25 protein-coding genes are annotated in these 26,609 nt (G+C 70.4%); 10 read left to right on the top strand and 15 right to left on the bottom strand.

Annotation, left to right across the window (positions count from 1 at the left end):
- Window positions 1–11 precede the first annotated feature (11 nt).
- The 4 genes from FHR82_RS14365 to FHR82_RS14350 all read left to right on the top strand — a co-directional run bounded on the left by FHR82_RS14365 (window position 12) and on the right by FHR82_RS14350 (window position 3,366).
- The gene (locus FHR82_RS14365; RefSeq protein ID WP_184810881.1) at window positions 12–587 is read left to right on the top strand and encodes a Jag family protein; all 576 of its coding nucleotides are present in this window, start codon (window positions 12–14) and stop codon (window positions 585–587) included.
- A gap of 122 nt (window positions 588–709) precedes the next feature.
- Entirely contained in the window at window positions 710–1,327 is a 618-nt protein-coding gene (gene rsmG / locus FHR82_RS14360) for a 16S rRNA (guanine(527)-N(7))-methyltransferase RsmG (RefSeq protein ID WP_311771075.1), read from the top strand.
- Between the two features lie 139 nt (window positions 1,328–1,466).
- Window positions 1,467–2,366 (top strand): ParA family protein, encoded by a 900-nt coding sequence (locus FHR82_RS14355; protein ID WP_225944950.1) that lies wholly within the window; start codon window positions 1,467–1,469, stop codon window positions 2,364–2,366.
- Between the two features lie 4 nt (window positions 2,367–2,370).
- The gene (locus FHR82_RS14350) at window positions 2,371–3,366 is read left to right on the top strand and encodes a ParB/RepB/Spo0J family partition protein (protein WP_184810878.1); all 996 of its coding nucleotides are present in this window, start codon (window positions 2,371–2,373) and stop codon (window positions 3,364–3,366) included.
- A gap of 55 nt (window positions 3,367–3,421) precedes the next feature.
- Here FHR82_RS14350 and FHR82_RS14345 read toward each other — a convergent pair whose 3' ends face one another.
- A complete protein-coding gene (locus FHR82_RS14345) occupies window positions 3,422–4,372 on the bottom strand; it encodes a D-alanine--D-alanine ligase family protein (protein WP_184810877.1) in 951 nt (316 codons plus the stop codon).
- Window positions 4,373–4,444: 72 nt separating this feature from the next.
- The gene (locus FHR82_RS14340; RefSeq protein WP_184810876.1) at window positions 4,445–5,749 is read right to left on the bottom strand and encodes an aminotransferase-like domain-containing protein; all 1,305 of its coding nucleotides are present in this window, start codon (window positions 5,747–5,749) and stop codon (window positions 4,445–4,447) included.
- A gap of 142 nt (window positions 5,750–5,891) precedes the next feature.
- On the opposite strand from FHR82_RS14340, the gene FHR82_RS14335 reads away from it, so the two are divergent.
- A complete protein-coding gene (locus FHR82_RS14335; RefSeq protein WP_184810875.1) occupies window positions 5,892–6,518 on the top strand; it encodes a GNAT family N-acetyltransferase in 627 nt (208 codons plus the stop codon).
- A 96-nt stretch (window positions 6,519–6,614) separates the two neighbouring features.
- Here the strand turns inward: FHR82_RS14335 and FHR82_RS14330 are convergent, their stop codons facing one another.
- From FHR82_RS14330 to FHR82_RS14290, 9 genes are all read right to left on the bottom strand, one after another.
- Window positions 6,615–7,760, bottom strand: coding sequence for an N-acetylmuramoyl-L-alanine amidase (locus FHR82_RS14330; RefSeq protein WP_184810874.1), 1,146 nt, complete (start codon window positions 7,758–7,760; stop codon window positions 6,615–6,617).
- A gap of 211 nt (window positions 7,761–7,971) precedes the next feature.
- A complete protein-coding gene (trxA, locus tag FHR82_RS14325; protein ID WP_184810873.1) occupies window positions 7,972–8,298 on the bottom strand; it encodes a thioredoxin in 327 nt (108 codons plus the stop codon).
- A gap of 41 nt (window positions 8,299–8,339) precedes the next feature.
- Window positions 8,340–9,329, bottom strand: a complete 990-nt coding sequence (gene trxB / locus FHR82_RS14320; RefSeq protein WP_376706406.1) for a thioredoxin-disulfide reductase — start codon at window positions 9,327–9,329, stop codon at window positions 8,340–8,342.
- Between the two features lie 146 nt (window positions 9,330–9,475).
- Complete coding sequence (locus FHR82_RS14315) at window positions 9,476–10,264, bottom strand: RsmA family anti-sigma factor (protein WP_184810872.1); 789 nt, start codon at window positions 10,262–10,264, stop codon at window positions 9,476–9,478.
- Complete coding sequence (sigM, locus tag FHR82_RS14310; protein ID WP_184810871.1) at window positions 10,261–10,887, bottom strand: RNA polymerase sigma factor SigM; 627 nt, start codon at window positions 10,885–10,887, stop codon at window positions 10,261–10,263. The genes FHR82_RS14315 and sigM overlap by 4 nt, the downstream gene beginning before the upstream one ends.
- A gap of 75 nt (window positions 10,888–10,962) precedes the next feature.
- A complete protein-coding gene (locus tag FHR82_RS14305; protein ID WP_311771074.1) occupies window positions 10,963–12,522 on the bottom strand; it encodes a protein kinase family protein in 1,560 nt (519 codons plus the stop codon).
- 105 nt (window positions 12,523–12,627) lie between these two features.
- Window positions 12,628–14,316, bottom strand: coding sequence for a murein biosynthesis integral membrane protein MurJ (murJ, locus tag FHR82_RS14300; protein WP_184810870.1), 1,689 nt, complete (start codon window positions 14,314–14,316; stop codon window positions 12,628–12,630).
- A complete protein-coding gene (locus FHR82_RS14295) occupies window positions 14,294–16,510 on the bottom strand; it encodes a DUF6049 family protein (RefSeq protein WP_184810869.1) in 2,217 nt (738 codons plus the stop codon). Before FHR82_RS14295 ends, murJ begins: the two co-directional genes overlap by 23 nt.
- Window positions 16,511–16,515: 5 nt before the next feature.
- Window positions 16,516–17,067, bottom strand: a complete 552-nt coding sequence (locus FHR82_RS14290; protein ID WP_184810868.1) for an NUDIX hydrolase — start codon at window positions 17,065–17,067, stop codon at window positions 16,516–16,518.
- A 129-nt stretch (window positions 17,068–17,196) separates the two neighbouring features.
- On the opposite strand from FHR82_RS14290, the gene FHR82_RS14285 reads away from it, so the two are divergent.
- Together FHR82_RS14285 and FHR82_RS46045 are read left to right on the top strand one after the other, a co-directional pair.
- Window positions 17,197–18,594: a CCA tRNA nucleotidyltransferase gene (locus FHR82_RS14285; RefSeq protein ID WP_376706405.1), complete on the top strand. Its 1,398-nt coding sequence runs from the start codon at window positions 17,197–17,199 to the stop codon at window positions 18,592–18,594.
- Between the two features lie 59 nt (window positions 18,595–18,653).
- Complete coding sequence (locus FHR82_RS46045) at window positions 18,654–18,785, top strand: hypothetical protein (RefSeq protein WP_260418056.1); 132 nt, start codon at window positions 18,654–18,656, stop codon at window positions 18,783–18,785.
- Here the strand turns inward: FHR82_RS46045 and FHR82_RS14275 are convergent.
- Window positions 18,757–20,064 carry an MFS transporter gene (locus FHR82_RS14275; RefSeq protein WP_311771072.1) on the bottom strand — a complete coding sequence of 436 codons (1,308 nt, stop codon included), beginning with the start codon at window positions 20,062–20,064 and terminating at the stop codon, window positions 18,757–18,759. The two genes, FHR82_RS46045 and FHR82_RS14275, sit on opposite strands and share 29 nt — an antisense overlap.
- A gap of 267 nt (window positions 20,065–20,331) precedes the next feature.
- On the opposite strand from FHR82_RS14275, the gene FHR82_RS14270 reads away from it, so the two are divergent.
- A complete protein-coding gene (locus tag FHR82_RS14270) occupies window positions 20,332–20,913 on the top strand; it encodes a YqgE/AlgH family protein (RefSeq protein WP_311771071.1) in 582 nt (193 codons plus the stop codon).
- A gap of 91 nt (window positions 20,914–21,004) precedes the next feature.
- On the opposite strand, the gene FHR82_RS14265 is transcribed toward FHR82_RS14270, so the two are convergent.
- Genes FHR82_RS14265 through FHR82_RS14255 form a run of 3 tightly spaced genes read right to left on the bottom strand, consistent with a single transcriptional unit; the run spans window position 21,005 to window position 22,904 of the window.
- The gene (locus tag FHR82_RS14265) at window positions 21,005–21,448 is read right to left on the bottom strand and encodes an SdpI family protein (RefSeq protein WP_184810864.1); all 444 of its coding nucleotides are present in this window, start codon (window positions 21,446–21,448) and stop codon (window positions 21,005–21,007) included.
- Window positions 21,439–22,050, bottom strand: a complete 612-nt coding sequence (locus FHR82_RS14260; protein ID WP_184810863.1) for a VC0807 family protein — start codon at window positions 22,048–22,050, stop codon at window positions 21,439–21,441. The genes FHR82_RS14265 and FHR82_RS14260 overlap by 10 nt, the downstream gene beginning before the upstream one ends.
- Window positions 22,047–22,904 (bottom strand): alpha/beta fold hydrolase, encoded by an 858-nt coding sequence (locus FHR82_RS14255; protein ID WP_184810862.1) that lies wholly within the window; start codon window positions 22,902–22,904, stop codon window positions 22,047–22,049. Before FHR82_RS14255 ends, FHR82_RS14260 begins: the two co-directional genes overlap by 4 nt.
- An 87-nt stretch (window positions 22,905–22,991) precedes the next feature.
- Here FHR82_RS14255 and FHR82_RS14250 point away from each other — a divergent pair, with 87 nt between their 5' ends.
- Both FHR82_RS14250 and leuS read left to right on the top strand, forming a co-directional pair.
- The gene (locus tag FHR82_RS14250) at window positions 22,992–23,585 is read left to right on the top strand and encodes a TetR/AcrR family transcriptional regulator (protein WP_184810861.1); all 594 of its coding nucleotides are present in this window, start codon (window positions 22,992–22,994) and stop codon (window positions 23,583–23,585) included.
- A gap of 136 nt (window positions 23,586–23,721) precedes the next feature.
- Window positions 23,722–26,565, top strand: a complete 2,844-nt coding sequence (leuS, locus tag FHR82_RS14245) for a leucine--tRNA ligase (RefSeq protein WP_184810860.1) — start codon at window positions 23,722–23,724, stop codon at window positions 26,563–26,565.
- Window positions 26,566–26,609 lie beyond the last annotated feature (44 nt).

The following is a 26,609-nucleotide window of genomic DNA, read 5'->3' as shown; positions in this document are numbered from 1 at the left end:
GAGGAGAAGTCGTGCCGGAGACGGTGCAGGAGTCGGACGCCGACCGCGATGCGGTGGCGGGCGACACCGATGAACAGCCCACCGACGCGGTCGCTGAGGACGGTGACCGGGGGACGTCGGGTGAGGACTTGCTCGTCCGTGAGGGCGACATCGCTGGGGACTACCTCGAGCGCCTGCTCGACCTCGTCGACTACGACGGGGACATCGACCTCGACGTCGAGGCCGGGCGTGCGGTCGTGAGCATCGACGGCGGTGACGACCTGGAGAAGCTCGTCGGCCCTCGGGGCAACGTGCTCGAGGCGCTGCAGGAGCTGACCCGGCTCGCCGTGCAGCAGGAAACAGGCACGCGTAGCCGGCTCATGCTGGACATCGCGGGCTGGCGGGCCGACCGCAGGCAGGAGCTGAAGGATCTCGGCAAGGCGACGGCGGAGCGGGTGCTCGCAGATGGCGAGAAGATCCGCCTCCAGCCCATGACGCCGTTCGAGCGCAAGGTCGTCCACGACGCGGTCGCCGCGATCGACGGCGTCCACAGTGAGAGCGAGGGCGAGGACCCCCGGCGCCGAGTCGTGGTCTTCCCCAAGCCCTGACGTTTCACGTGAAACATCGCTACTAGCTCAAGAAGGGTGGCATCCGGTTGGCCGAGACGCCGTCCGCGTCTCCGCCCCCGGAGACCGCTACAACAGTTTTTGGTGACGCTCTGACGGCGGCGGTGCAGTTCGCAGAACTGCTCGCCGCCGTTGGCGTAGAACGAGGGTTGATCGGACCCCGAGAGGTCGACCGCCTCTGGGACCGACACCTCCTGAACTCGGCGGTGATCGCCGAGACGCTCCCCGACGGCGCCCGCGTGGTGGACCTCGGATCCGGAGCCGGACTGCCTGGCGTGCCGTTGTGCATCGCCAGACCCGACCTTCACATTACATTGTTGGAACCGATGGCTCGTCGAGTGGCGTGGCTGACCGAAGTCGTCGATACTCTTGCGCTGTCCGCAAGTGTGGTTCGGGGCCGCGCGGAAGAGCCGGCCATCAAGCAGCAGCTCGCGGGTGCCGATGTTGTCATCGCGCGAGCGGTCGCGCCGCTTGCTCGTCTGTGGGCGTGGAGCGCCCCCTTGCTCCGGCAGGGCGGTCGGCTCGTCGCACTCAAAGGAGAAAGTGCCGAGGAGGAATCGGCGCGCGATGGCGGCGCCGTGACCCGTGCGGGTGGTTCGCTCCCGGTGGTCGAACGGTGTGGCGCCGACCTGCTCGCGGTGCCGACGACCATCATCGTGGTGACACGTCTGAACCCCCAGCAGGGTGCGCGTGGACGTGGTCCGCGGCGGACCAAGAAGTGATGGAGCCAGGATTGTTTCACGTGAAACAGCACGAAGTCGCCGAGCTTGCGAGGCGATCATCAGACACAGTCGTGCCGAGTGAGGCGAGGTGCAGCCACCCATGACCGGACGCCACGATGTTCAGGGCGCCAGCGAGACGATGCACGACAACGTCGAGGCGGCGACCGCCGTCTCCGGATGGACGCCGATCGCTGAAGAGGCCGAGCGCGCTACGCGCATGCTGCACCCCAAGCATGACCTGCCCAAGCCGCCGCAGCGCCGCGTCCTCACCGTCGCGAACCAGAAGGGTGGCGTCGGCAAGACGACCAGCGCGGTGAACCTCGCGGCCGCCCTCGCGATGCACGGGCTGAAGGTCCTCGTCATCGACCTCGACCCACAGGGCAACGCGAGCACCGCGCTCGGCGTCGACCACCGCTCCGGCGTGCCGTCGATCTACGAGGTGCTGCTCGGCGAGGTGTCGCTCTCGGACGCGGCCGCGGTCAGCGACCAGTCCCCCAACCTCTACTGCGTCCCGGCGACCATCGACCTCGCCGGTGCGGAGATCGAGCTGGTGGGCATGGAGGCACGCGAGTCCCGGCTCAAGGCGGCGCTGCCGACCGGCGCGTTCGACGAGCTGAACCCGGACTACGTGTTCATCGACTGCCCGCCGTCGCTCGGTCTGCTGACCGTCAACGCGATGGTCGCCGCCGAAGAGGTCCTGATCCCGATCCAGTGCGAGTACTACGCGCTGGAAGGCCTCTCCCAGCTCCTCCGCAACATCGAGCTGGTGCAGAACCATCTCAACCCGAACCTGCTCGTGTCGACCATCCTGCTCACCATGTACGACGGGCGCACGAAGCTCGCCGATCAGGTGACAGCGGAGGTCCGGAAGCACTTCGGCGACACGGTCTTGCGTACTGTGATCCCCAGGAGTGTGAAGGTGTCCGAGGCACCCGGCTTCGGACAGACTGTGCTCGCGTACGACCCCGGTTCACGGGGTTCGATGAGCTACCTGGACGCGGCGCGGGAAATGGCCGAGCGCGGGTTCGGCGGGGAGTAGAAGCATGAGTGAGCGCAAGGGTGGTCTCGGCCGGGGTCTCGCGGCACTGATCCCGCAGGGACCGGCGGACGGTTCCGGTGGCGGTGCGATGAAACTGCCGACCGCGCCGCGGCCCAAGCCGTCAGGTGTGGCCGCCGCACCGGAGGCACCTGCCGCACCCAGCGGCACGGTGGCGGGTGCGGTGTACCGCGAGGTTCCGCTCGACGCGATCAAGGCCAACCCGAAGCAGCCTCGTCAGGTCTTCGACGAGGACGCGCTCGCCGAGCTGGAACACTCCATCCGCGAGTTCGGGCTCATGCAGCCCATCGTGGTTCGCGAGCTGGGGGCGAACTCCTACGAGCTCGTCATGGGCGAGCGGCGGCTGCGTGCCGCCCAGCGCGCCGAACTGGGCAAGATCCCGGCCATCGTCCGGCAGACCGCCGACGAGGCGATGCTGCGGGACGCGCTGCTGGAGAACATCCACCGCGTGCAGCTGAACCCGCTCGAAGAGGCGGCCGCCTACCAGCAGCTGCTCGAGGAGTTCGCGGTCACGCACGACGAGCTGGCGTCTCGCATCGGGCGCAGCCGTCCGGTCATCACGAACACGATCCGGCTGCTGAAGCTCCCCCTCGCGGTGCAGCGCCGGGTCGCGGCGGGGGTCCTCTCCTCCGGGCACGCCCGCGCGCTGCTCGGTCTCGAGGACGCCGGTCAGCAGGAGGAGCTGGCCGCCCGCATCGTCGCCGAGGGTCTTTCGGTGCGGGCCACCGAGGAAGCGGTCGTGCTCCTCAAGGGCCAGGCGCCCGCGAAGCAGAAGGCGACTCCGCAGCGCAAGCCGATGCAGGCGCCGGGCCTCCAGGACGTGGCGGACCGGCTCTCCAACACGTTCGACACCCGCGTGAAGGTCGAACTCGGCAAGCGCAAGGGCAAAATCGTCGTCGAATTCGGCTCGGTGGACGATCTCGAACGTATTGTCGAAATGATGTCGAAAAATGGGGCAAATCGGACTTCGGAAGAGGCGTAAGGGATCACACCAGCCCCTTACGTCACGGTGACAATTGCGGTCGGTTGATCAACAACTACCGAGCGCGAGCGACAGCCCGCTCGATCAAACCGGCGTAAATGTCGCCCAGTGAGCGCCCCGCGACCTCCGCCGCCATCGGCAGGAGCGAGGTCTCGGTCAGCCCGGGCGACGAGTTCACCTCGAGGAAGTAGACGGTCCCGTCCGGCGCGACGATCGCGTCGGTCCGGGACACGTCGCGCAGGCCGAGCAGCCGGTGCGCGGCCACCGCCAGCTCCGCCACCGCGGCGGCCGCGCGATCGTCGAGCCGAGCAGGCCGGTGGAACGTCGTGAGCCCGGCGGTGTACCGCGAGGTGTAGTCGTAGATCCCGGACTCCGGCTCGATCTCCACCGCGGGCAGCGCGACCGGACCGTCCGCACCCTCGACGACCGCGACCGCCACCTCCACACCCTCGACGAACCGCTCCGCCAGAACGGTCTCCCCGTACGCGAGGCAGCCGACCATCGCGGCGGGCAGATCCGCCGCGTCCCGCACCACCTGAGCGCCGAGGGCCGACCCGCCCTGGTCCGGCTTCAGCATCATCGGCAGCCCGAGCCGGTCGACCATCGCGTTCAGCACCGGCTGGGCACCCAGCTCCCGGAACGTGCTGTGCGGCAGCACCACCCACTCCGGCGTCGCGATGCCGGCACGGGCCAGCTCGGTCTTCGCTGTCGGCTTGTCCCACGCACGGCGGCAGGCGTTCGAGTCCGACCCGACGTACGGCACGCCGAGCATCTCCAGCACGGTCTGCACCGAGCCACCCTCGCCCTCGACGCCGTGCAGCGCCACCACCACCGCGTCCGGCCCCTGGTCCCGCAGCCGCTCCAGGAGCGCCGCGTCGGCGTCCCACTCGTCGACGGTCAGCCCCGAGGACCGCAACGCGGCCGACAGCCGCCTGCCCGATCGCAGTGACACCTCACGCTCGTGCGAGAGACCACCGGACAGCACCGCCACGGCGAGATCGGACACAGCTCGACTCCCTCGAAGGACCAGACAGTCCACTGTGGACAGCGGACGTGAGTTGCTTGCGGGAAGAGGAGGCTACGCGATGTCCGGGCCCGGCACCTGAGGACCGGACACCGGCCGCTGGTGGATCGGGCCGAACGTGCGCGACAGCTCCAGCTCGGCGGCGAGCACGGCCGCGAGCCTGCGCACGCCTTCCTGGATCCGCTCCGGTGTCGGGTAGCAGAACGACAGCCGCATCTGCCTGCTGCCGAACCCGTCGGCGTAGAACCCGGTGCCGGACACGTACGCGACCCTGGCGGTCACCGCACGCGGCAGCATCGCCTTGGTGTCCACGCCTTCCGGCACGGTCATCCACACGAAGAACCCGCCGGCGGGCACGGTCCACGAGCAATCGGGCGGCATGTGCTGTTCCAGCCCGGCGATCATCGCGTCCCGCCGGTCGCGGTACGCCGACTGGAAGGACTTGATCTGCCCCTTCCAGTCGTGCGTCGCGAGGTAGCGCGACACGATCATCTGGTTCAGCGTGGGCGGGCACAGCGTGGCCGACTCGGCGGCCAGCATCAGCTTCTCCCGCACCGCGTGCGGCGCCAGTACCCAGCCGACCCGCAGCCCCGCGGCGAACGTCTTCGAGAACGACCCGAGGTACACCACGTTGTCCGGGTCCATCGACCGCAGCGCCGGGTAGGTCTGGCCGTCGAAGCCGAGCAGCCCGTACGGGTTGTCCTCGACCACCAGCACGTTGTGCTGTCTGCAGATGTCCAGGACCTCCGCACGCCGCGGCACGGCGAGCGTCACGCCTGCCGGGTTGTGGAAGTTCGGGATCGTGTACAGGAACTTGACCCGGCGGCCGGCCGACTCGGCCGCCCGCAGCGCCTCGCGGAGCGCGTCGGGCACCAGGCCCTCGTCGTCCATGGCCACGTGGACCACGTCCGCCTGGTACGCGGCGAAGGTGCCCAGCGCCCCGACGTACGACGGGCCCTCGGCGATGACGACGTCACCGGGATCACAGAAGATCCTCGTCACCATGTCCAGGCCCATCTGCGAGCCCACGGTCACGACGACGTCGTCCGGGTGGCCGGTGACGCCCTCCAGGGCCATCACCTCGCAGATCTGGTCCCGCAGCTCAGGCAGCCCGTGCGCGGAGCCGTACTGCAGCGCGACCAGGCCGTCCTTGCTGATGATGCTCGCGACCTCGCCGGAAAGGGAGTCCAGCGGCAGCGCGGCCAGGTTGGGCATGCCGCCCGCCAGCGAGACCACCTCGGGGCGGCTGGCGACGGCGAAGAGAGCTCGTACCTCGGAGGCCGTCATCCCGGCAGCTCGCGCCGCGTAACGGCGGAGGTGCGGATCGAGGCTTCTGCTGCCTGCTGGCTCGAGGGACATGAGGGGCTCTCTTCGGCCGGGGTACGTCGATCGAGTGTAACCGGCTCCCTATTCACCCCTTGCCGGTTCCGGCTCCCGCCCAACCGGACGTATCCTGGCTGAGCACACGGTCAGGCCCGCTCGGGCCAGGGTGGGAGGTCAGGTGTCGCGACGCGTCGTTGGCGTCACGCTGGACAACCTAGAAGATCTCCCGAAGCACAGCCGTTCGTGCGTGTACTGGGAGCTCGCGCCGCACCTCAAGGAGCAGGCGGAGGAGTTCGGCACCTCTGAGCTGGAGAAAGAGGCCTGGGTCTCCAGCGTCCTGCTCGAATGGGGTTCCTGCGGCAGGCTCGTCTACAGCGACAAGCTGCCGGTCGGGTTCGTCCTGTACGCCCCGCCGAACGCGGTGCCGAGGTCGGCCGCGTTCCCCACGTCACCGCCCAGCCCGGACGCGGTCCTGCTGACCGGGTTCCACGTGCTGCCGGAGTTCCGCCGCGGCGGGCTCGGCCGGATGCTGGTCCAGGCGGTCGCCAAGGACCTGACCCGGCGTGGCGTGAAGGCCATCGAGGCGTTCGGCGACGCGAAGCCCGACGAAGAGGTCTCGTGCGTGGTCCCGGCCGACTTCCTCCTGAGCGTCGGCTTCAAGACCGTCCGGCCGCACCCTCGTTGGCCCCGTCTGCGCCTGGAACTGCGTTCGGCGATCACCTGGAAGGAAGACGTCGAGGCGGCCCTGGAGCGGCTCCTGGGCACCGTTTCGGTGTCCACCGCGAGCCCCGTGCTCCAGCAGTAGCCATTCAGGACATGAAACAGCCCCCGGGACCCGGTCCCGGGGGCTGTTTCATGTGAAACATTGCTGATGTTCGCTCCGCAAGCTCTGCTCAGCGGTTTACTCGGCCTTCGCCAGCTCGTGTCGCAGGACGTCCGCGAACGTGAACGTGCCGGTCGGCTGGTCGTTCTGGCCCAGCAGGTACAGGCGCTTGACCGCGACGAGGATGCCCTCGGCCACCACGTCGCGGAACGACGGGTCGGTCAGTCGGCGGCGGTCGTCGGGATTGGTCAGGTAGCCGATCTCCACCCGGACGGCCGGGCAGCGGGTCAGCCGCAGCGTGTCCCACGTCTTGCGGTGCGCCCGGCAGTCCCGCAGGCCGGTCCGCACGACCAGCTCGCGCTGGATGAAGCCGGCGAGGGTCTCCCCGATGGTCGACGTGCTGCCGGTCGCGGTGCCGAAGTGGAAGCTCGCCACGCCCTGCGCCAGCGGTGAGCGGTTGGCGTCCGAGTGCAGCGAGAGGAACAGGTCACCGCCCACCTCGTTCGCGAAGTGCGCCCGCTCGCCATCGGTCGGGCACTGGTCGGGGCCACGCGACAGCAGCGCCTGCATACCCGTCGCCGCCATCTTGCCCTCGAGCCGCCGCGCCAGGTCCCACACGAGGTCGGCCTCGTTGACCCCGCCCACCGTCACACCGGTTTCGCCCGCGCCGTGACCGGGGTCGATGACGATGCGCTTGCCGCGCAGCCGCGGCCCGGCCTTGCGGACCCGCTCCTGCTCACGCAGCAGCACCGGCGAGCCACCCCGCGCGCGGGGTGACAGCTGGCGCAGTGCGCGCACGGTCTCGGCACCGCAGATGCCGTCCACGGTCAGCCCGTAGTCGCGCTGGAAGTTCCGCAGGGCGGCCTCGGTCTGCGCGCCGAACACGCCGTTGGCGCGGCCCGCGTCGTAGCCCAGCTCCAGCAGGCGTTCCTGCAACGTCATCACGTCGTCACCGCTGATCGGCGACGACACGAGGTACGCGAGTGGTCGCGCGCCCAGCCGGTAGGTGGCGTCCTTCAACGCGCGGTACGTCGCCGGGCCGACCTGGCCGTCGGCGATCAGGCCACGCTGCTGCTGGAAGGTGCTCACCGCGTGCTCGACGGCCTCGTCGTACACCACGTCTTCGGGAGCCGACGGGTCCGCAGGCAGGAGGTCTAGCCCTGAAAGCGTCGCGCGAACCTCGGCCACTGCCGGTCCCGCGTCACCGCGGCGGAGTACCCGCATGCACCCCTCGCTCGGATCGTGCACCGACCGAGTCGGCGCTCATCTGCCATTCCTGTCGCAGCACGGCTGCTGGTCCACTATTGTGCCCTGCCGCCAAGTACGCGGCTTGCGGGGTCACGTGCCGCGTCCAACCGCTCACCCAACATGCGTCAACGGCGCACACCAAGTAGACGGTGTACGCCGTTGAACGGTTGTCACGCTGCCGGGGCGTTCAGATGAAGTCCGAGAGGTCGTTCAGCAGCGCCGCTTTCGGCCGCGCGCCCACGATCTCCTTCACCTTCTCGCCGCCCTTGAACACCATCAGCGTCGGGATGGAGAGGACCTGGTAGTCACGCGCGACGGTCGGGTTCGCGTCCACGTCGAGCTTCGCGACGGTGAGCTTGTCACCGTGCTCCGCGGCGATCTCCTCGAGCACCGGCGCGACCATCCGGCACGGCCCGCACCAGGTCGCCCAGAAATCGACGAGCACCGTCTTGTCACTGTTCAGGACGTCCTCGCTGAACGACGCGTCGGTGACGGTCACGGTGTTTCCGGCCATGTTCTCTCCTTAGTGATGTGCGCTTCGCAAGCTTCGCTGAGTCAGTTCTGAGTCGGGGCGTAGCCGCCGCCGACGAGTTCCGCGGCCGAGTGGGCGTTCGACTCACCGTGCTCGGAGAGCCAGCGTTCGGCGTCGATCGCGGCGGAGCAACCAGAGCCCGCCGCGGTGATCGCCTGCCGGTACGTGTGGTCCACCAGGTCACCGGCGGCGAACACGCCGTCGATGTTGGTGTAGGTCGACTGCGGGCGCACCTGGACGTAGCCGTCGGCGTCCACCTCCACCTGCCCCTTCACCAGCGAGCTGCGCGGGTCGTGCCCGATGGCCATGAACAGGCCGGTCACGTCCAGCACCGACTCCTCACCGGTCACCGTGTTCCGCAGCTTGACGCCGGAGACGTTGCCGTCCCCGAGCACCTCGAGCACCTCGGAGTCGAGCTGCCAGCGGATCTTCTCGTTCGCCTTCGCGCGCTCGAGCATGATCCGCGACGCCCGGAACTCCTGGCGGCGGTGGATGATCGTGACCGACTTCGCGAACTTGGTCAGGAAGGTGGCCTCCTCCATCGCGGAGTCGCCACCGCCCACCACGGCGATGTCCTGGTCACGGAAGAAGAAGCCGTCGCAGGTGGCACACGCGGACACGCCGTGGCCGAGGAGCTCCTGCTCACCGGGCACGTTCAGGTACCTGGCCGCGGCGCCCATCGCGAGGATGACCGACTTCGCGGCGTACCGGACGCCGTTCGCGGTGACGTACTTGACCGCACCGTCGAGCTGGATGTCCTCGACGTCCTCGGCCCGCAGCTCGGCGCCGAAGCGCTCGGCCTGCGCCCGCATCTGCTCCATGAGGTCCGGCCCCATGATGCCGTCGCGGAACCCCGGGTAGTTCTCCACCTCGGTGGTGGTCATCAGGGCGCCGCCGAACTGCGTGCCCTCGAAGACGAGTGGCTCGAGCTGTGCGCGGGCCGCGTACACGGCCGCCGTGTAGCCGGCCGGGCCGGACCCGACGATGATGACGTCGCGGACGTTCTCGGACATCAGACCTCCGAAGCGGGGCGCTGGTTGCTGCGCACTCGTGTAACACGATCGTAGGTGCCAGTTGTTCCACGCGTCCGCCGTGACCGTGCGCATAGCTCTGCCGCGTGCGGGGAACACGTTCCCACACGCGGCAGAGAGAGCTTCGGTCAGCCGATCGAGGCGTCGGTGATGGGGTCGCCGGAGCAGTCCGGGCTGACGATCAGCAACCGGAACCGGTGGCCGTCCTCGCCCTGCGCGAGCAGCGCGGCGACGCCAGGCGTGCCATCGAGTGTCACCTCGCGCGCGCCGATGACCTGCGGGTCTTCGATGCCCTTGTCGGCGAGGCAGTCCTTCAGGCCCTGCTCGTCGTCCAGCGGGCCGTAGTCCTTCTTGCCCGACAGGGCGCCGATGGCGGGCCCGAGGTCGTCGGCCTGCAACGCGGCCGGTGGCAGGTCCTGCGGTGCCGCCTGCTCGCTGTTGCTGTTGTTGTTGCCGTTGTCGTTCTGGGGTTGCGCCGTGCCGCCCGTCGGCTGCTGCCCCGGCAGCGCCACGAACGCGACCGCGACCACGGCAGCGGCGGCGGTCACCAGCCCGCCGACCCAGCCCATCCTTTTGTTGCGCCTGCGGCGGGCCTCGGCCATGTCGACGAGCGGCGCCACCCCTCGGCCGGCCGCCGAGGGCATGGACCTGGCCGCCTCGGCCGCGATCGCGTTGTCGAGCTGGGCCGCGAAGTGCGCGGGCATCGGCTCGACCGGGGCGTCACCGAGCGCGTCGAGGTCGTGCTTGACGCTGTCGAGCGCCGCGAGGATGGCCTGCGCCTCGGGGTCGTTGTTGACCCGCGCCCACAACGCCGCGGACTGCCTTGTGTCCAGCACGCCTGCGTGCAGGTCGGCGAGCACATCGACAGACCACGGCGGCCCGTTGGGCACCCCGGTCCCCCTCGTGCTGTCCGTCATCGTCCCTCCCAGCGGCGCCGCACCGGCACGTCTCGCCCTTCAACTGCGCCATCTGGGACGTTCGCATCTGCATCGGGGTTCCGCAGATGCCCCAGAACTTTGGCCAGCTTGGCGCGACCCCGGGCACACCGGCTCTTCACGGTGCCCTCGGCGATCCCGAGCATCTTGGCGGTCTCCGCCACCGAGTAGCCCTCGACGTCGACGAGCACGATCGGCACCCGCTGGTCCTCGGACAGCTGGCCGAGCGCCTTCTGGACGACGAGCTTGGTCTCCCGTTCGGACATCGAGTCCCGGGGTGCGGCCGGTTCACCTGGCCCGGTCTCCGGCAGTGGCACGGTCGGCCTGGCCTGCCGGCGTCGCACCCGGTCCAGGCACGCGTTCACCACGATCCGGTGCAACCAGGTGGTCACCTGCGACTCGGCCCGGAACGAGCCTGCCGCGCGGAACGCGGAGATGAACGCCTCCTGGAGCGCGTCGGACGCCTCCTCCGGGTCCCGGAGGGTGCGCAGGGCGACCGCCCACATCCGATCACGGTGCCGGCGGACCAACTCACCGAAGGCACGCGGATCCCCTGCGGCGTGTGCCGCGATGAGGTCGGCGTCCGAGCTGGCAGCGGTGGTCACGTGAGGAGGATATCGGGGGCCCCTGTTCACCCATTCGCGGTGTGGCCCCGACCACTGGCCAGGGACGCCGGGACGTCACTCCGCGCGGAGGAACTGCACCTCACCCAGCGCCGACTTGTTGCCGTCGCCGAGCTGGGTGATCCAGATGAGGACGTACTGGGTCGGCTCCGCGTTGTTGAGCTGGATCTCGGTCTTGCCTTCCTGCAGCGTGGCCTTGCCGATGACCTTGGTCTCCTCGAGCGTCGGCTCGCCCGACGGCGCGGTGCGGATCTCCACGACCGTGTTCGGGCTCGGCGAGTCGATCACCACGGACGCGAACTTCACCGACTCCGCGAACGACGCCATCAGCCCGACACCGGGCTTGAGCGCCGGGAACTGCTCCTTGTAGGTGTCGGTGCGCCACTCGGTGCCCGGGTCGCCGTCGGTGGCGAAACCGGCGCGGCGCGGGTTGTCCGGGGTGCCGCCGACGTTGAACACCTCGACCGACGCGGGCTGCAGCGGCCCGGCCGGTTTCGGCGCGGGCGCGGGGGTGTTCCCGTCGGACGGGGCCGGCTGCTCGACGACGACCGTGCTGCCGTCGCTGCCGGTGTCCTCGCCGAAGAAGTCGATGAGCATGGTGCCGAGCCAGGCGAGGATCGCGACGACCGCGATCGCGAGCGTGGTGACGCCGATGGCGAGCTTGCGTCTGCGTGACTTGTCGCGGGCTGGTGGCCGGGTCGTCCACACCGCGCCGCCCTCGGCGTCGTCGGCGGGCTCGGTGACCGGCCCGAGGAACTCGGTGCGCTCCGCGGACCGCGCCGCCTCGTCGAGCACCGCGAGCAGCGTGGCGCTGGTGTGGATGCCGCCGATCTGGGTGTCCTCGAGGCTGCGGATCGCGACCGTGGCCAGCTCAGCGGGGATGAACGGGGCGAGGACGTGCGGCGGCACGATCGAGCCGTCCGGCGCGACCGGCGCGGTCGGGATGGCCTCCGGGCCGCCCGGCAGGGGCCAGCGGCCGGTGAGCAGCAGGTACAGGATCGCGCCGAGACCGCGGACGTCGTCGCGCGGCACGGCCTCCGGCAGCGGGCCGGGGAACGCGAGCCGCAGCATGCCGTCGGTGCCGACGCGGATGCGCTGGGGGTGGTCGACGCCGAGCACGAGGCCTGCGTGGTGGGCGCGTTCGACCGCGGACGCGAGCGGCTCGAGCAGCCTGGCCGCGTTGGCGGCGGGCAGCGGGTGCTCGGCGATCACGTCGATCAGGTCGGTGCCCGTGGACCAGTCGGCGACGATGATGCCGAGGAGGCCCTCACCAGGGGAGATGCCGTTGCCGAGGCTCAGCACGTCCAGCACGCGGGCGGTGGCGGGGTGGTGGAACGCGGCGGCGTGCGCGGCCCGCTCCAGCGTCCGGCGCGCGGCCTGCGCGTGGGGGCCGTCCTGCGGGTCGCCGACGAGCACGGTCAGCGCCACGTCGCGGCGCAGCTGGCCGTCGCGGGCCCGCCACATGTGCGCCCCGGCCCGGATGTCGTGGCCGAACTGGGCGAGCAGGCGGTAGCGGCCGTCGCCGATCACGGCTCCGGGCAGCAGGAAACCCTCTCCGCCAGGCTCTCCGCCGGGGGGCAACTCGCCGGTCAGGGACTCGGTTCGTCTCGTGGTCACTGCTCTCTCCCCGCCCAGCGCCCAGTGCGCGGCAGACACCCTCCGTTGTTGTGAGTACCAAAACGAGGGTACGTGACGTGGGTTCTTTCTACCTGTCGTTGACTACTACCCGCGACGCACCAGTCGGGTGATTCGTTGCGTCGCGGGCTGAAGTTCCGGCACCCGGAACGCGACCAGGAGGCCGAAGGCCACCACGGTCGTCACCAGCCCCTGGACCACGAGGTGGACCCACGCGGTCAGGCGCGGTCCCGCCCCGTCGCCGAGCACCATGTCGACCACGAGCGTCATCCCCCACGCCGCAAGGATTCCCGCGACGCCCGCGACGATCGTCTGGACGATGACCTTGACCACCCGCATGCTCTGCAGCCTGCCGAGCCGCACCCACAGCCACATCTGGCCGAGCACCGCGCCGACCACGTACGTGAGCGAGTTCACCAGCAGCACGCCGATCACCACGTCCTCCGGGCGCAGCCGGTCGGCGCAGAAGTACAGCAGCGGGATCTTCACGACCGTCATCACGATCATGATCAGCGTGGGGGTGCGCGCGTCCTTCATCGCGTAGAACACCCGCAGCTGCAGCATGACCAGCGCGTACGGGAGGATCCCGAACGCCGAGAAGGCGAGCGCGTCGCCGAGCCGGGCCGCGTCGGCGATGTCGGCCTCGCCGACCCCGAACAACGCGATGCCGACCGCGGAGCCCGCGATCGTCAGGATGGCGCTGATCGGCACCAGCAGCACCGTCGACAGCCTGCTGCCCAGCGACAGGTCCCCCACCAGCTTCTCGGTGTCGCCGTCGGCCGCGGACCGGGACAGCCTCGGCATGATCGCGGTCAGCAGGGACACGCCGATCACCCCGTAGGGCAGCTGGAACAGCAGCCACGCGTTGGAGTAGATCGAGGCGCCGCCGTTCGCGCCCGCGGTCAGCACGCGGGTGGTGATCACCATGCCGACCTGGCTGACCGCCACGTACCCGAGGATCCACAGCGCGAGGCCGCCGAACTCCTTGAGCCGCGAGTCGAGGCCCCACGTCCACCGGTAGCGGAAACCCGTCCTGCGCAGCGCGGGCACCAGGACCAGTGCCTGCACGACGATGCCCAGCGTCACGCCGACGCCGAGCACCAGCAGCTTCGCGTCACCCATGCGCACCGGGTTCAGCGAGATCTCGCCGGGCACGACCGCGTAGAGGCCGAGGGTCCCCATGATGACCAGGTTGTTGATCACCGGCGCCCACGCGGTCGGTCCGAACACGTGCTTGGCCTGCAGTACCGCCGACAGCAGCGCGAAGAGGCCGTAGAAGACGATCTCCGGCAGCAGCAGGTAGGCGAACGCGGTGGCCAGGTCGCTGTTGGCCTTGCCGGTCGAGTCGTCCATGTACAGGCCGGTGAGCAGCGGCGCCAGCGCGACCGCGACCACCGTGCCCGCCAGCAGCATCGTCATGCCGACCGTGAGCAGCCGGTTCGTGTAGGCCTGGCCGCCGTCCGGGTCGTCCTGCGACCGGACCAGCAGCGGCACCACGACACTCGCCAGCACGCCCCCGAGCAGCAGCTCGTAGACGATGTTCGGCAGCGTGTTGGCGACGGTGAACGAGTCGTTGACCACGCCGAGGCCCGCCACCCACGCGAGCTGGATCTTCCAGACGAACCCGGTGATCCGGCTGACGAGCGTGGCGACGGCCATCGAGCCGCTCGCCTTGGCGAGCGACGGTGGCTTCTGCCGCGACGGTGGGTCCACGGTTTGTGATTGTGGCCCGAGGCGCCGGGTCACATCACCGCTACGGGTCAACGATTTCCTCATTCGCCCTCGTGCCGCCTGCGCGTGCCGCCCTGACCCGGCGGAAGATACGCACTCCGACGAGCAGCACGAGCACCGCACCCGCGGTACCGGTCACGGCCACGCTGATGATGCCGTACGAGGTGGAGTTCAGCTCCAGCCGGACCGTCTCCCCGAGAGGTGTGCCCCCGGGCGTCGACAGCTCGACGTCCACGGTGAACCGCCCGGCGCGGGACACGTCGGCCTGGATCCACTGGCTCGACGACGCGAGCGGCGGCACGCGGACGTCCCGGATCTGCTCCGGGCGCAGGCCGGGCACCGGGCTCAGCGTGATCCGCACGACGATCGCGACGGGCAGCCCGTTGTTGATCGTGATCGGGATGGGGCTGTCGCCGGACGCCAGCGAGTAGGGGCGGCCCGGGTCGTTGACGACGACCAGGTCACGCAGCCCGTCGAGCTGCTGTTCCACGAACGCGACCGTGTTGGCGGCGCCGTCGGTGTGGCCGCGCCACGCGGTCGAGACACCCCGCAGCAGGCCGTACTGCAGCGGCGAGAGGAGCGCGTTCGGGTCGACCTGGGTCGTGTTGTCCTCGGCCATCGCGTCGAGCATGTCCCGCTTGGTCGCGTTGATCCGCATGACGTCCGCGGTGACCGGCGACGGGATCTCCTGCGCGGTGTCCTGAGCGGTGTAGGAGAGGCTCTCCGCGGTGCCACCGTCCGGCGCGGCGACCGCCTGGTCGAGTGGCAGCGGGGTGGTGAACCCCTGCTCGAACAGCTGCCCGGCGAGCGACAGGAACTGGTCCAGCTCGGTGTTCGACGCGAGCCAGCGCCGCGGCGGCGCGATCAGCACCTGGCCGCCGACCCGCTGGTCGAACGCGGCGCGGTAGAGCAGCGCGGCGAGCCCGTTCTGCACGGAGACGCCGGAGTTGCCGCCGATCGGCGCGCGCGGGCTGTTCGGGGTGGCGAGCGCGTCGGACACCAGCGAGTCGACCGGCAGCGCGCGCACCGGGTTGGCGGTCTGCGTGACGCCGATCGTGTACGGGCCGCGGCCTTCGACCTTCTGCAGGTGCGCCGGGTCGGCCAGCACCGTCGCCGGACCCGACGACGCGAGGCTCACCAGCGTGTTCTGGTCGTACGTGCCACCGGCGGGCCAGTAGAGGTCCTTGATCGGCTGCACCGACAGGAGCCGGGCCGTGATCGACGCGCTGCTGGGCACGGCCAGCTGCGCCAGGTCGGCGGCGCCCGCGCGGGACAGCGCGGACAGGTCGGCGTCCGCGTACGGGACGGAGACGACGCAGTGGCCCCTGGTCAGGTCCTGCACGCTGGTGAGCCAGTCAGCGGCGGCCTGGGCGCCCTTGCCGGTGACGTACTGGCCCGCCGGGGTCCGCACCCGGTAGCCCTCGGTCATCTTCGACACGGTCTCCAGCAGGTCCGGGTCGACCGCGAAGCAGACCGACCGCAGCAGCTGGGGGTTCGCGGTCGTCGCCGAGCGCACCACGTTGACCAGGTTGGACAGGCGGCCACCCGCGGCGAGGGAGTCGGCGAGGTCGTCGTCGGCGAGCAGCGTGCTGTTGTCGGTGGCGGGCAGTGCCCTCGGCCGCTCGTCCAGCAGCGGCCACAGGACCGTCACCTCGGGCGGCGCCGCCTTCGGGCTCGCGGCCGGGCCGCCCCCGGGCACGGACAGGACCGGCAGCGGGATCGACACGGCCGCGAGCCGGGCCGGCTCGCTGTAGTCCGGCGTGCCGTTCACGTTCACGAGCAGCGGGTAGATGCCGGGCTCCTCGATGGCGAGCGTCCGCCCGCCGTCCCGGACCGGGATGAACACCGAGATGTCCGCGCTGTCGCCGGGTTCGAGCGACTTGCCGACGTCCTGGAACGGGCCCGCGGCCGTGTCGGTCGCCTGGTTCTGCACGTCGCGCAGGTCGCGGTCGGAGTCGATCGCCTCGCCGCGCTGCAGCCGGACGCTGATGTCCTCGATGGGGCGGTCACCGGTGTTGGTGATCCGGCCCTTCACCGTGACCTGCTGCGTCGCGGCGGTGACCACCCGGGGGGCGAGGTCCTCGACCGTCAGCTCCATGCGCGACTGCCCACCGCCCGCCGGGGGCAGCGGCTGCCCGATCGGCTGGGCCCGGGCGGGCTCCGCCGCCGTGAGCGGTGCGGACAGTGCGAGCAGCGCGGACGCGAGCACAGCCGCACCCGCCCGCCAGCCGCGCGTCATGGTGCTCAGCCCCCATCAGCCTCGACCGGTAGGTCCTCGGTCTCGTTCAGTTCCTGGCCGTTCGTGTGGATCGCGAGCAGCTCGAGCGCCTTGCGGACGAGGCGGCGCTCATCCGCGTACGCAAGCCTGTCCTCCAGCTCCTCCAGCGCGACCCAGTCGACCTCGGTCACCTCGACGTCCTCGTCGCTGAGGTCGCCACCGCGCTCCTCCATGAGGAAGTGGTGCACGGTCTTGTGGATCCGGCGGCGTTCCGCGACGAACCAGTAGTCGATGGTGCCGAGCGGTCGAATTATCTCGCCCACGATGCCGGTCTCTTCCCCGACCTCCCGCACGGCGGTCTGCTCGGCGGTCTCGCCCTCCTCGATGTGGCCTTTCGGCAGTGACCACAACAGGCGTCCGCGCCGGTCGAGCCGTCCGATGAGGACGACCTTGTCGCGCGCCGTGTTGATCACTACCCCGCCCGCCGACGTCTCGTCCACCGCCGCCATGCGGCGCCCGCGTCGCCTGCCGCGGCGTCCCGACCGGGCGCCACGCGACCTGCCGGACGCCGGGGGCATGTTTCTGATCGTAATGCGGGGACGGCGTCCGGGTTGCCCGATCAGCGGCAGTTACGCTCGTTCCTCGTGTCATCGTCCACGTCACTGACCCACACCATCGACGCGAGTACCCGTGAATCGGAGGAACAGGTGCAGTTTCCTGTGGCCGACGAGCTGGCGACCCGCTTCACAGAAGCTGGGCACCAGCTGTACCTCGTCGGCGGCACGGTGCGCGACGCGATGATGGACCGGCTGGGCAACGACCTCGACTTCGCCACCGACGCGCGGCCCGAGCGGGTGCGCGAGCTGCTGACCGGGTGGGCGGACGCGATGTGGGACACCGGCATCGCGTTCGGCACCATGGGCGCGGCCAAGCGCGGGGCGACGGTGGAGATCACCACCTTCCGGTCCGACGCGTACGACAGGATGAGCCGCAACCCCGAGGTCTCCTTCGGCGAGACGATCGAGGACGACCTGGTGCGCCGCGACTTCACGGTCAACGCGATGGCCATCGACATGGCGACGAAGAAGTTCGTCGACCCGCACGACGGCCGCGGCGCGCTGCAACGGCGGGTGCTCGACACGCCGGCCACCCCGCAGGAGTCGTTCGCCGACGATCCGCTGCGGATGATGCGCGCGGTCCGGTTCGTGAGCCAGCTCGGCTTCACCGTCGCGCCGCGCGTGCTCGCCGCGATCCGCGAGATGGCGGGCGAGATCGAGCGGATCACCGCCGAGCGGATCCAGGCGGAGCTGTCGAAGCTGCTCTGCGGCCGGTACCCGCGGCGCGGGATCGAGCTGATGGTCGACACCGGCCTCGCCGACCACGTGCTGCCCGAGCTGCCCGAGATGCGGCTGGAGATCGACGAGCACCACCAACACAAGGACGTCTACCAGCACTCGCTCGTGGTGCTGGAGCAGGCGATCGACCTGGAAGAGCCGGACACCGACCCGGATCTGGTGTTGCGGCTCGCCGCCCTGCTGCACGACATCGGCAAGCCGCCGACCCGGAAGTTCGTCGAGGGTGGCGGCGTGAGCTTCCACCACCACGAGGTCGTGGGCGCCAAGATGGTCCGCAAGCGTTTGCGCACGCTGCGGTACTCGAAGGAGATCGTCGAGGACGTCGCCCAGCTCGTGTACCTCCACCTGCGGTTCCACGGCTACGGCAAGGGTGAGTGGACCGACTCGGCGGTACGCAGGTACGTGACGGACGCCGGCCCGCTGCTCACCCGGCTGCACAAGCTGGTCCGCGCCGACTGCACGACCCGCAACCGGCGCAAGGCGGCCGCGCTGCAGCGCACCTACGACGACCTCGAAGAGCGGATCGCCAGGATCGCCGCCGACGAGGACCTGGCACGCGTGCGCCCGGACCTCGACGGCAACGAGATCATGCGGCTGCTCGGCCTGCCACCAGGCCCGCTCGTGGGCAAGGCGTGGCGGTACCTCAAGGAGCTGCGCCTTGACCGCGGTCCGCTGGACCACGACGAGGCGATCGCCGAGCTGCGCAAGTGGGCGGCGGAGGAAAACATCACGCCTCCGGACGAGTCCTGATCTGGGCTCGGGCCCACTCCGAACCGGGTTGTCCAGAAACACGCCGTAGCGCGGGAGCCGTGGCCGCCGCCTCGACGCCGGCCCGCGTCGCGATCGGGCACTTCGCGGACCTCGGTGCGGACGAGGTGGTGCTGTACTGCCACGGGCGCGACCCCGAGCAGGTCACGCGACTCGCTGACCTCGTCGGCTGACGAGCTCGAAGCCGGTGATCCCGGCCAGGTACACGACGGTGGCGACCACGATGAGGGTCACCGACTCGCCGTTGGCCGGGATCACGGTGGCCGCGATCGCCACCGCAAGCGCTTGCGTGATGTTGAACAGCATGTCGTAGAGGGCGAACACCCGGCCGCGGGTCTCGTCGCCGATGTCGCGCTGCACGGCCGCGTCCACGCACAGCTTCACGACCTGGCCCGTGTAGGCGATCACGAACGCGGCGGCCAATGTGGTCGGCAGGAGCATCGGCAGGCCGAGCCCGAACTGGGACAGCGCGGCCACCCCGAGCGCGATGAACACCGTCCGCTTGCGGCCGAGGCTCGTGACCAGGCGCGCGGTGGTGAGCCCGGCGACGAAGATGCCGATGCCACCGGCACCGAGTACCACCCCGAGCCCCGGCAGCCCGGCCTCGACGGGCCCCCAGCTCTCGAAGCTGTACCGCATGAGGATCACGGTCATCAGCAGCGAGATCCCGAACGAGGCGCGGTGCGCGAGCAGCGCGCAGAACCCGGCGGCGACGGTCGGGGTGCGCAGGGCGACCCGGGCACCGTCGAACAGTCCGTTCGCGACGGCCGCGACCGCGGTGGCCGGCTCCACGACCCGGTCGGGACCGAGCGCGCCGCGGGCGAACCGGGACGCGAGCAACGCCGCCAGTCCCGACCCGACGACCGCGACGGCCGCGGTGAGCCCGGACCCGGCGTTGTCCTCACCGAACACGGCCCGCAGCCCGACCGCGCAGCCGCCGCCGATCACGGACACCACCGCGCCGAGCGTGACCGACAACGCGTTGGCCTCGACGAGGTTGGGCACCGGCACCACATGGGGCAGCGACGCGGACAGCCCGGCCCCGACGAACCGGCTGATGCCGATGACGATGAGCGCGAGCAACAGGATCGGGAACCCGGCGACGCCGGTCGCGACACAGACGGCCGAGAACAGGATCAGGACACCGCGGAGCAGGTTCGCCACGACCAGCACGCGGCGGCGGTCCCACCGGTCGAGCAGGGCACCCGCGAAGGGCCCGATGACCGAGTACGGCAGCAGCAGCACGACGAACCCGACCGCGATCTCCGACGGCGACACGGCCCGTTCCGGGTTGAACACGACCGCGCCCGCGAGGCCCGTCTGGAACAGACCGTCGCCCCACTGGGAGGAGAACCGGCTGAACAGGAGCCTTCGGAACTCGCCGATGGCGAGCAGCCGACGCGGTCCGATCCGGATGTGGTGCGGATCGGACACATCAGCGGAGGTCGTCACGAGAGATGAGCCTATGGGAAACCCCGAACGGCGGGTGTGCCACTCACGTGACCCACCCGCCATTCGAGTGGCTGGGCACCCGGTCGCCTCACGGCGGATGGCGCGACATGGCTCCGGCCGAACCGGTATTCCATGAAGGCTGTTCTGGTTGAGCCCGGGGGACACAGTGGTGTCCAGCCACCTCCTCCAACGAGGAGGTGGCCCCCATTGTTCCCCAGGTACCGTAGGCGTGCTGGCTTCCCGCTGAATGAATGGGATCATGTCCTGGTGCGATCCGACGCTCCCGATGCGGCCGTAGAGCCGGGCACGCTCCTCGTGGCGGCACCCTCTCTTACCGACTCGAACTTCCGCCGGACCGTCGTGTTCGTCATCGACCACCGCGGGGAAGGCACGCTCGGCGTGGTGCTGAACCGGCCGAGTGAGGTGCCGGTCGACGACGTGCTGCCCAACTGGGGACCCCATGTGACGAACCCGGGCTCGGTGTTCGTCGGCGGCCCGGTCGAGCAGAAGACCGCGCTCTGCCTGGCCTCCCTGCGCACCGGCGAGGAGGCGAACGGGGTGAAGGGCCTGATCGGGGTGCGTGGCCCGGTCGCGCTCGTCGACCTCGACGCCGACCCCGAGGTGCTGGTGCCGAAGTTCAAGGGCCTGCGGGTGTTCGCGGGCTACGCGGGCTGGGACGTCGGCCAGGTGGCGGGCGAGATCGAGCGCGGTGACTGGATCGTGGTGCCCGCGCTGCCGAGTGACGTGCTGGCGCCGACGGACCAGGACCTGTGGGGCCGGGTGCTGCGGCGGCAGGGCATGCCGCTGGCGTTACTCGCCACCCACCCGGGTGACGTTCGCACCAACTGAGTCCTGCCGTGTTCGATGGGGGCTGCGCTCCTCCGCTCAACCACGTCTTCCCTCGTCGCGTGCTCGGCGCTGGCGCGCCTGCGCGCGCTCCTCAGTCCAGACGGTGGCCGCTCCGTCGCTCCGCTCCCCCTGCCAGCGCGGCGACGCCGCAGCCACCGCACTGGCAGCCCTTGCAGCCCTCGGGCAGCTCGGGCTCCGGCTCGGGCACGGCCTCCGCGGCCCGGTGGCCCAGCACGCCGCCCGCACCGGTGATGACCAGCGTGCCGAGCAGTGCGAGCACGGCGGTCACGATGGTCGCGGCGGTGCCGGTCATGGCGAGCGCGGCGGTGCCACCGAGGATCCCGACCGCGCCGCCGACGGCGATGGGCAGGCCCGCGACCTTGTTGCCGACGCGGAACGTCTCGTCGTCGCGCAGGGTCGCGGGCGTGCGGACGCCACCGAACCTGTTGCGGGGCAACCGCTCCGAGAACCCGAGGATCCCGACCGACGCGACGACCAACCCGACCAGCAGCGGAACCAGCGCGACTACGAACACATGTCGATGGTAGGTCGGCTCGCGTGGCGGTTCTGCACCCGGCCCGCGTACCAGGCCGTCCACCCCGACAGCAGGCCGATCACGACGAGCAGCAGCACCACGCTCAGCCCGGCCATCACGTCGGCGGACAGCAGGTAGACCAGCGGCACCCGCAGTGCCGCCTCGGCCAGTAGTGCGATTCCCCACACCACCGACATCAGCACGAAGGACCGCCGGAACCCCGGCACGTCGGCGCACAGCCGGTCGATCTCGGCGCGCTTCTCCTCGTTCGACCCGGCACGCACCGCCACCAGGATCAACGGGTTGCCGCGCGCGGTCGCCAGCAGGACGAGCGCCGCGGCCGCGGTGGCGAAGGACTCCTTGACCAGGATGAACCGGACGTCGCCGGAGACGAACGACAGCACGAGGCCGACCGCCAGCACCGCCGTGAGCAAGGCCGCGACGCCGTCGAACCTCCGGTGCCGCGCCGCGACCCAGCAGATCCGCATGGCGGCGAGCACCGCGCCCGCCAGCAGTGCGACCTGCTCGCTCTGCCCGGCGAGCCGCAGCCCGTAGTAGGCGGCGAGCGGCAGGCCCGCGTCCCACAGCAGCAGCGCGATCATCGGATGAACTCCAGGATCCGTGCGCCGACCTCGTCGGCCGACTCGCCCGCGATGGCGTGGGTCGCCTCCGGCCACAGCTCGGCCCGCACGTCCGGCAGCAGGTCCCTGGCGCGGGCGACGGCCCGGCGAGGGGCGTGCATGACGCTGCGGCCCGCGATCAGCGCGAGCACCGGGAGCGTGACCGACCGCAGTTGCTCGTCGGTGAACAACGCGGGGACCGGCAGCGTGATCGCGAAGGTCCGCATGCCCTCGTCGATGATCGTCGCGACCGGGTCGCCGTCGGGCACCGCCGCGCCGCCCGCGGTCCAGCGCAGGAACGACGGCCGGGCCCAGCGGCGGATGCCGGGGACGAGCGTGAGCGTCGTGCGCACGAGCAGCGGGACCGGGAACCCGGCGAACGTCCGCACCGGATCGATCACGGTCACGGACGCGAGCCGGGTAGGCGCCCGGACGGCCAGGTTCATCGCGAGCCAGCCACCGAACGAGTAGCCGACGAGGTGCACGGCGTCCAGGTCCAGCCCCGCGAGGAGGGCCTCGAGCCAGGCGGCCTGGTCGGCGGCGTCGCGGATCGGCGCGGTCTGCTCGCTGCGGCCCGGCTCGCCGATCAGGTCGACGGTCCACACCGGGTGCTCGGCGGCGAGTGCGGCGAGGTTGGGCTCCCACATGATCGAGGTGCCCGCCCGGCCGGGCAGCAGCACGAGCGGAGCCGGGCCTTTCTCCCCGAAGCGGTAGACCCGCGCGGACCCCCAGTCCGTACGGATGTCGCGCCGCTCGGCGGGTGCGGGCAGCGCGGCGAACGCCCGGTCGTAGGCCACGTCGTACTCGGCGCGTGCCTGTGGTGAGTGGAACGCCATGCGAAGCCTCCCCGACTTTGGCGATACGATCGGATCGTAAAAGCTGTGCCGGATTTTTGCAATCCAGTCGTATCGTGAAGGGGTGCGATGCCGAAGCGGGTCGATCACGATGAGCGCAGGCGGCTGATCGCCGCGGCCGTCCGGCGCATCGCCGCCGACCGGGGCCTCGAGGCGGTGAGCCTCGGCGAGGTCGCGGCCGAGGCGGGCATCTCGAAAGGCCTGGTGCAGCACTACTTCGCGACCAAGGACGCCATGCTGCGGTTCGCCACCGGCACGCTGCGCGACCACGTCGAGCAACGGCTCGGCACCCCGGCGACCCTGCGCGACACCATCGTCGCACTGCTGCCGCTCGACGACGCGAGCCGCGCGGAAGCACTGGTGGCGAACGCGTTCCTCGTGCGCGCGCTGAAGGACGAGGAGATCGCGGGCCGGTTCCGCACCGGCCACGCGCAGCTCGCCGAGGTGCTGACCACGATGGTCGCCGCCGCGCAGGCCGCGGGCGAGCTGGCCGCCGACCTCGACCCGGCGCGGGAGGCGGACCTGCTGCTGGCCGTCGCCGCCGGTCTCGGCGACGCCGTACTGCTCGGCCACCGCACACCTGAGCAGGCCATCGCCCTCGTCGACCACCACCTGTTCCGCCTGGAGGCGCGGGAAACGGGGTTGGCCCGCGCGATAGAGTAGTGCTATGCGCGCCGGACGCCTGCTCCTTAGCCGGCCGCGCTGACCAGCTCGCGAGGTCAGTGCGGCTAACCCCTCATGCCCTGCGGCAGAGGGGTTTTTTGTGTTCCGGAGCAGAGCAACCATGGAAGGACCCACGATGAGTGACGCCGCCGCCGAGGCAGTGCCAGAACACCGCTACACGGCCGCGCTGGCCAACACCATCGAGCAGCGGTGGCAGGAGCACTGGACCGAGCGCGGGACCTTCGAGGCACCGAACCCGGTCGGCCCGCTGAAGGGTGACGTGCCGGACGACAAGCTGTTCGTCCAGGACATGTTCCCGTACCCGTCGGGCGCCGGCCTGCACGTCGGTCACCCGCTGGGCTTCATCGGCACGGACGTGTTCGCGCGCTACCACCGCATGACCGGCCGCAACGTCCTGCACACCATGGGCTTCGACGCGTTCGGCCTGCCCGCCGAGCAGTACGCGGTGCAGACCGGCCAACACCCGCGCAAGACGACGGAAGAGAACGTCGCCCGCTACCTGAAGCAGATCCGCAGGCTGGGACTGGGGCACGACGAGCGCCGCCGCGTCAACACGACCGACCTGTCGTACTACCGCTGGACGCAGTGGATCTTCCTGCAGATCTTCAACTCCTGGTACGACGAGACGCAGGACAAGGCCCGGCCGATCAGCGAGCTGGAGGCCGAGTACGCGCAGGACAAGCGCCGCACGCCGGACGGTCGCGGCTGGTGCGAGCTGACCGTCGTCGAGCAGCGGAAGATCATCGACTCGCACCGGCTGGTGTACCTGTCGGAGGCGCCGGTCAACTGGTGCCCCGGGCTGGGCACGGTGGTGGCGAACGAGGAGGTCACCGCCGACGGTAAGAGCGAGCGCGGCAACTTCCCCGTGTTCCGCAAGAACCTGCGCCAGTGGATGATGCGGATCACCGCCTACGCCGACCGCCTGGTCGACGACCTGGACCTGCTGGAGTGGTCCGACCAGGTCAAGTCCATGCAGCGCAACTGGATCGGCCGCTCGAAGGGCGCCCACATCCGCTTCCCCGCCGGGGATGACGCGATCGAGGTCTTCACCACCCGCCCGGACACCGTGTTCGGCGCGACGTACATGGTCATGGCGCCCGAGCACCACCTGGTGGACCGGATCGTGCCGGACGCCTGGCCGGCGGACACCGACGAGCGGTGGACCGGCGGCCACGCGACGCCGAAGGAGGCCATCGCCGAGTACCGGCGCGCCGCGTCGCAGAAGTCCGAGCTGGACCGCCAGGAGAACAAGGAGAAGACCGGCGTCTTCGTCGGGGTGTTCGCCACGAACCCGGTGACCGAGACCAAGATCCCGGTGTTCATCGCGGACTACGTGCTGATGGGCTACGGCACCGGCGCGATCATGGCGGTGCCGGGCCAGGACCAGCGCGACTGGGACTTCGCGAAGGTGTTCGGCCTGAACATCGTCCGCACGGTCCAGCCCACGGAGGGCTTCGACGGCGAGGCCTTCACGGGTGAAGGCGTGGCCATCAACTCGAGCCAGGAAAACGGACTCAGTCTGGATGGGCTGGACGTCGACGAGGCCAAGAAGACGATCATCACGTGGCTGGAGCAGAACGGCCACGGCGAGGGCCGCCTGCAGTACAAGCTGCGCGACTGGCTGTTCGCGCGCCAGCGCTACTGGGGCGAGCCGTTCCCCGTCGTCTACGACGAGGACGGCCTGCCGCGCGCGCTGCCGGAGACCATGCTGCCGGTGGAGCTGCCCGAGGTCGACGACTACTCCCCGAGGACGTTCGACCCGGACGACGCCGACTCCGAGCCGTCGCCCCCGCTGTCCAGGGCGTCGGACTGGATCGACGTCGAGCTGGACCTGGGCGAGGGCAAGAAGACCTACCGCCGCGACGCGAACGTCATGCCGCAGTGGGCGGGTTCGTGCTGGTACCAGCTGCGCTACGTCGACCCGACCGACGAGGAACGCTTCTGCGAGCCGGAGAACGAGAAGTACTGGCTGGGCCCGCAGCCGCAGGTCCACGGCCCGGACGACCCGGGCGGCGTCGACCTGTACATCGGCGGCATCGAGCACGCCGTGCTGCACCTGCTGTACTCGCGGTTCTGGCAGAAGGTGCTGTACGACCTGGGCCACGTGTCGGCGAAGGAGCCGTACCGCAGGCTGTTCAACCAGGGCTACATCCAGGCCTACGCCTACACGGACGCCCGGGGCGTCTACGTGCCCGCGGAGGAGGTCGTCGAGCGCGACGGCAAGTACTTCTGGAACGACCAGGAGGTCAAGCAGGAGTACGGGAAGATGGGCAAGAGCCTGAAGAACGTCGTCACGCCGGACGAGATGTGCGAACGGTACGGCGCGGACACGTTCCGGTTCTACGAGATGGCCATGGGCCCCATGGACGTCTCGCGCCCGTGGGCGACGAAGGACGTCGTCGGCGCGCAGCGCTTCCTGCAGCGCATCTGGCGCAACGTCGTCGACGAGACGACCGGCGCGCTGAAGGTCAGCGCCGAGGAGCCGGACGAGGCGACGCTGCGCGCGCTGCACAAGGCCATCGACGGCGTGCACGCCGACTACGCGAACATGCGCTTCAACACCGCGGGCGCGAAGCTGATCGAGCTGAACAACCACGTGACCAAGGCCTACGGCGGCAAGCCGGCGCCGAGGTCGGTCGTCGAGCCGATGGTGCTGATGCTGGCGCCGCTGTGCCCGCACATCGCGGAGGAGATGTGGTCCGCGCTGGGCCACGACGGCTCGCTGGCCCACGGCCCGTTCCCGGTGGCGGACGAGCGGTACCTGGTCGAGGACACGGTCGAGTACCCGATCCAGGTCAACGGCAAGGTCCGCGCCCGGGTGACGGTGCCCGCGTCGGCCACGCAGGACGAGGTCAAGGCCGCGGCGCTGGCGGAGGAGAAGGTCGCCGCACTGATCAACGGCGGCGAACCCCGCAAGGTGATCGTGGTCCCCGGCCGCCTGGTGAACGTCGTCGTCTGAGTGTTCACGTGTGAACCCCCTTAACAGTTGACTTGTTAAGGGGG

Origin of the sequence: Actinophytocola algeriensis, from assembly GCF_014203735.1 — a bacterium.
Lineage (GTDB): Bacteria > Actinomycetota > Actinomycetes > Mycobacteriales > Pseudonocardiaceae > Actinophytocola > Actinophytocola algeriensis.
The sequence above is the reverse complement of the archived record's forward strand: the minus strand, read 5'-3'. Positions and strand labels throughout refer to the sequence as shown.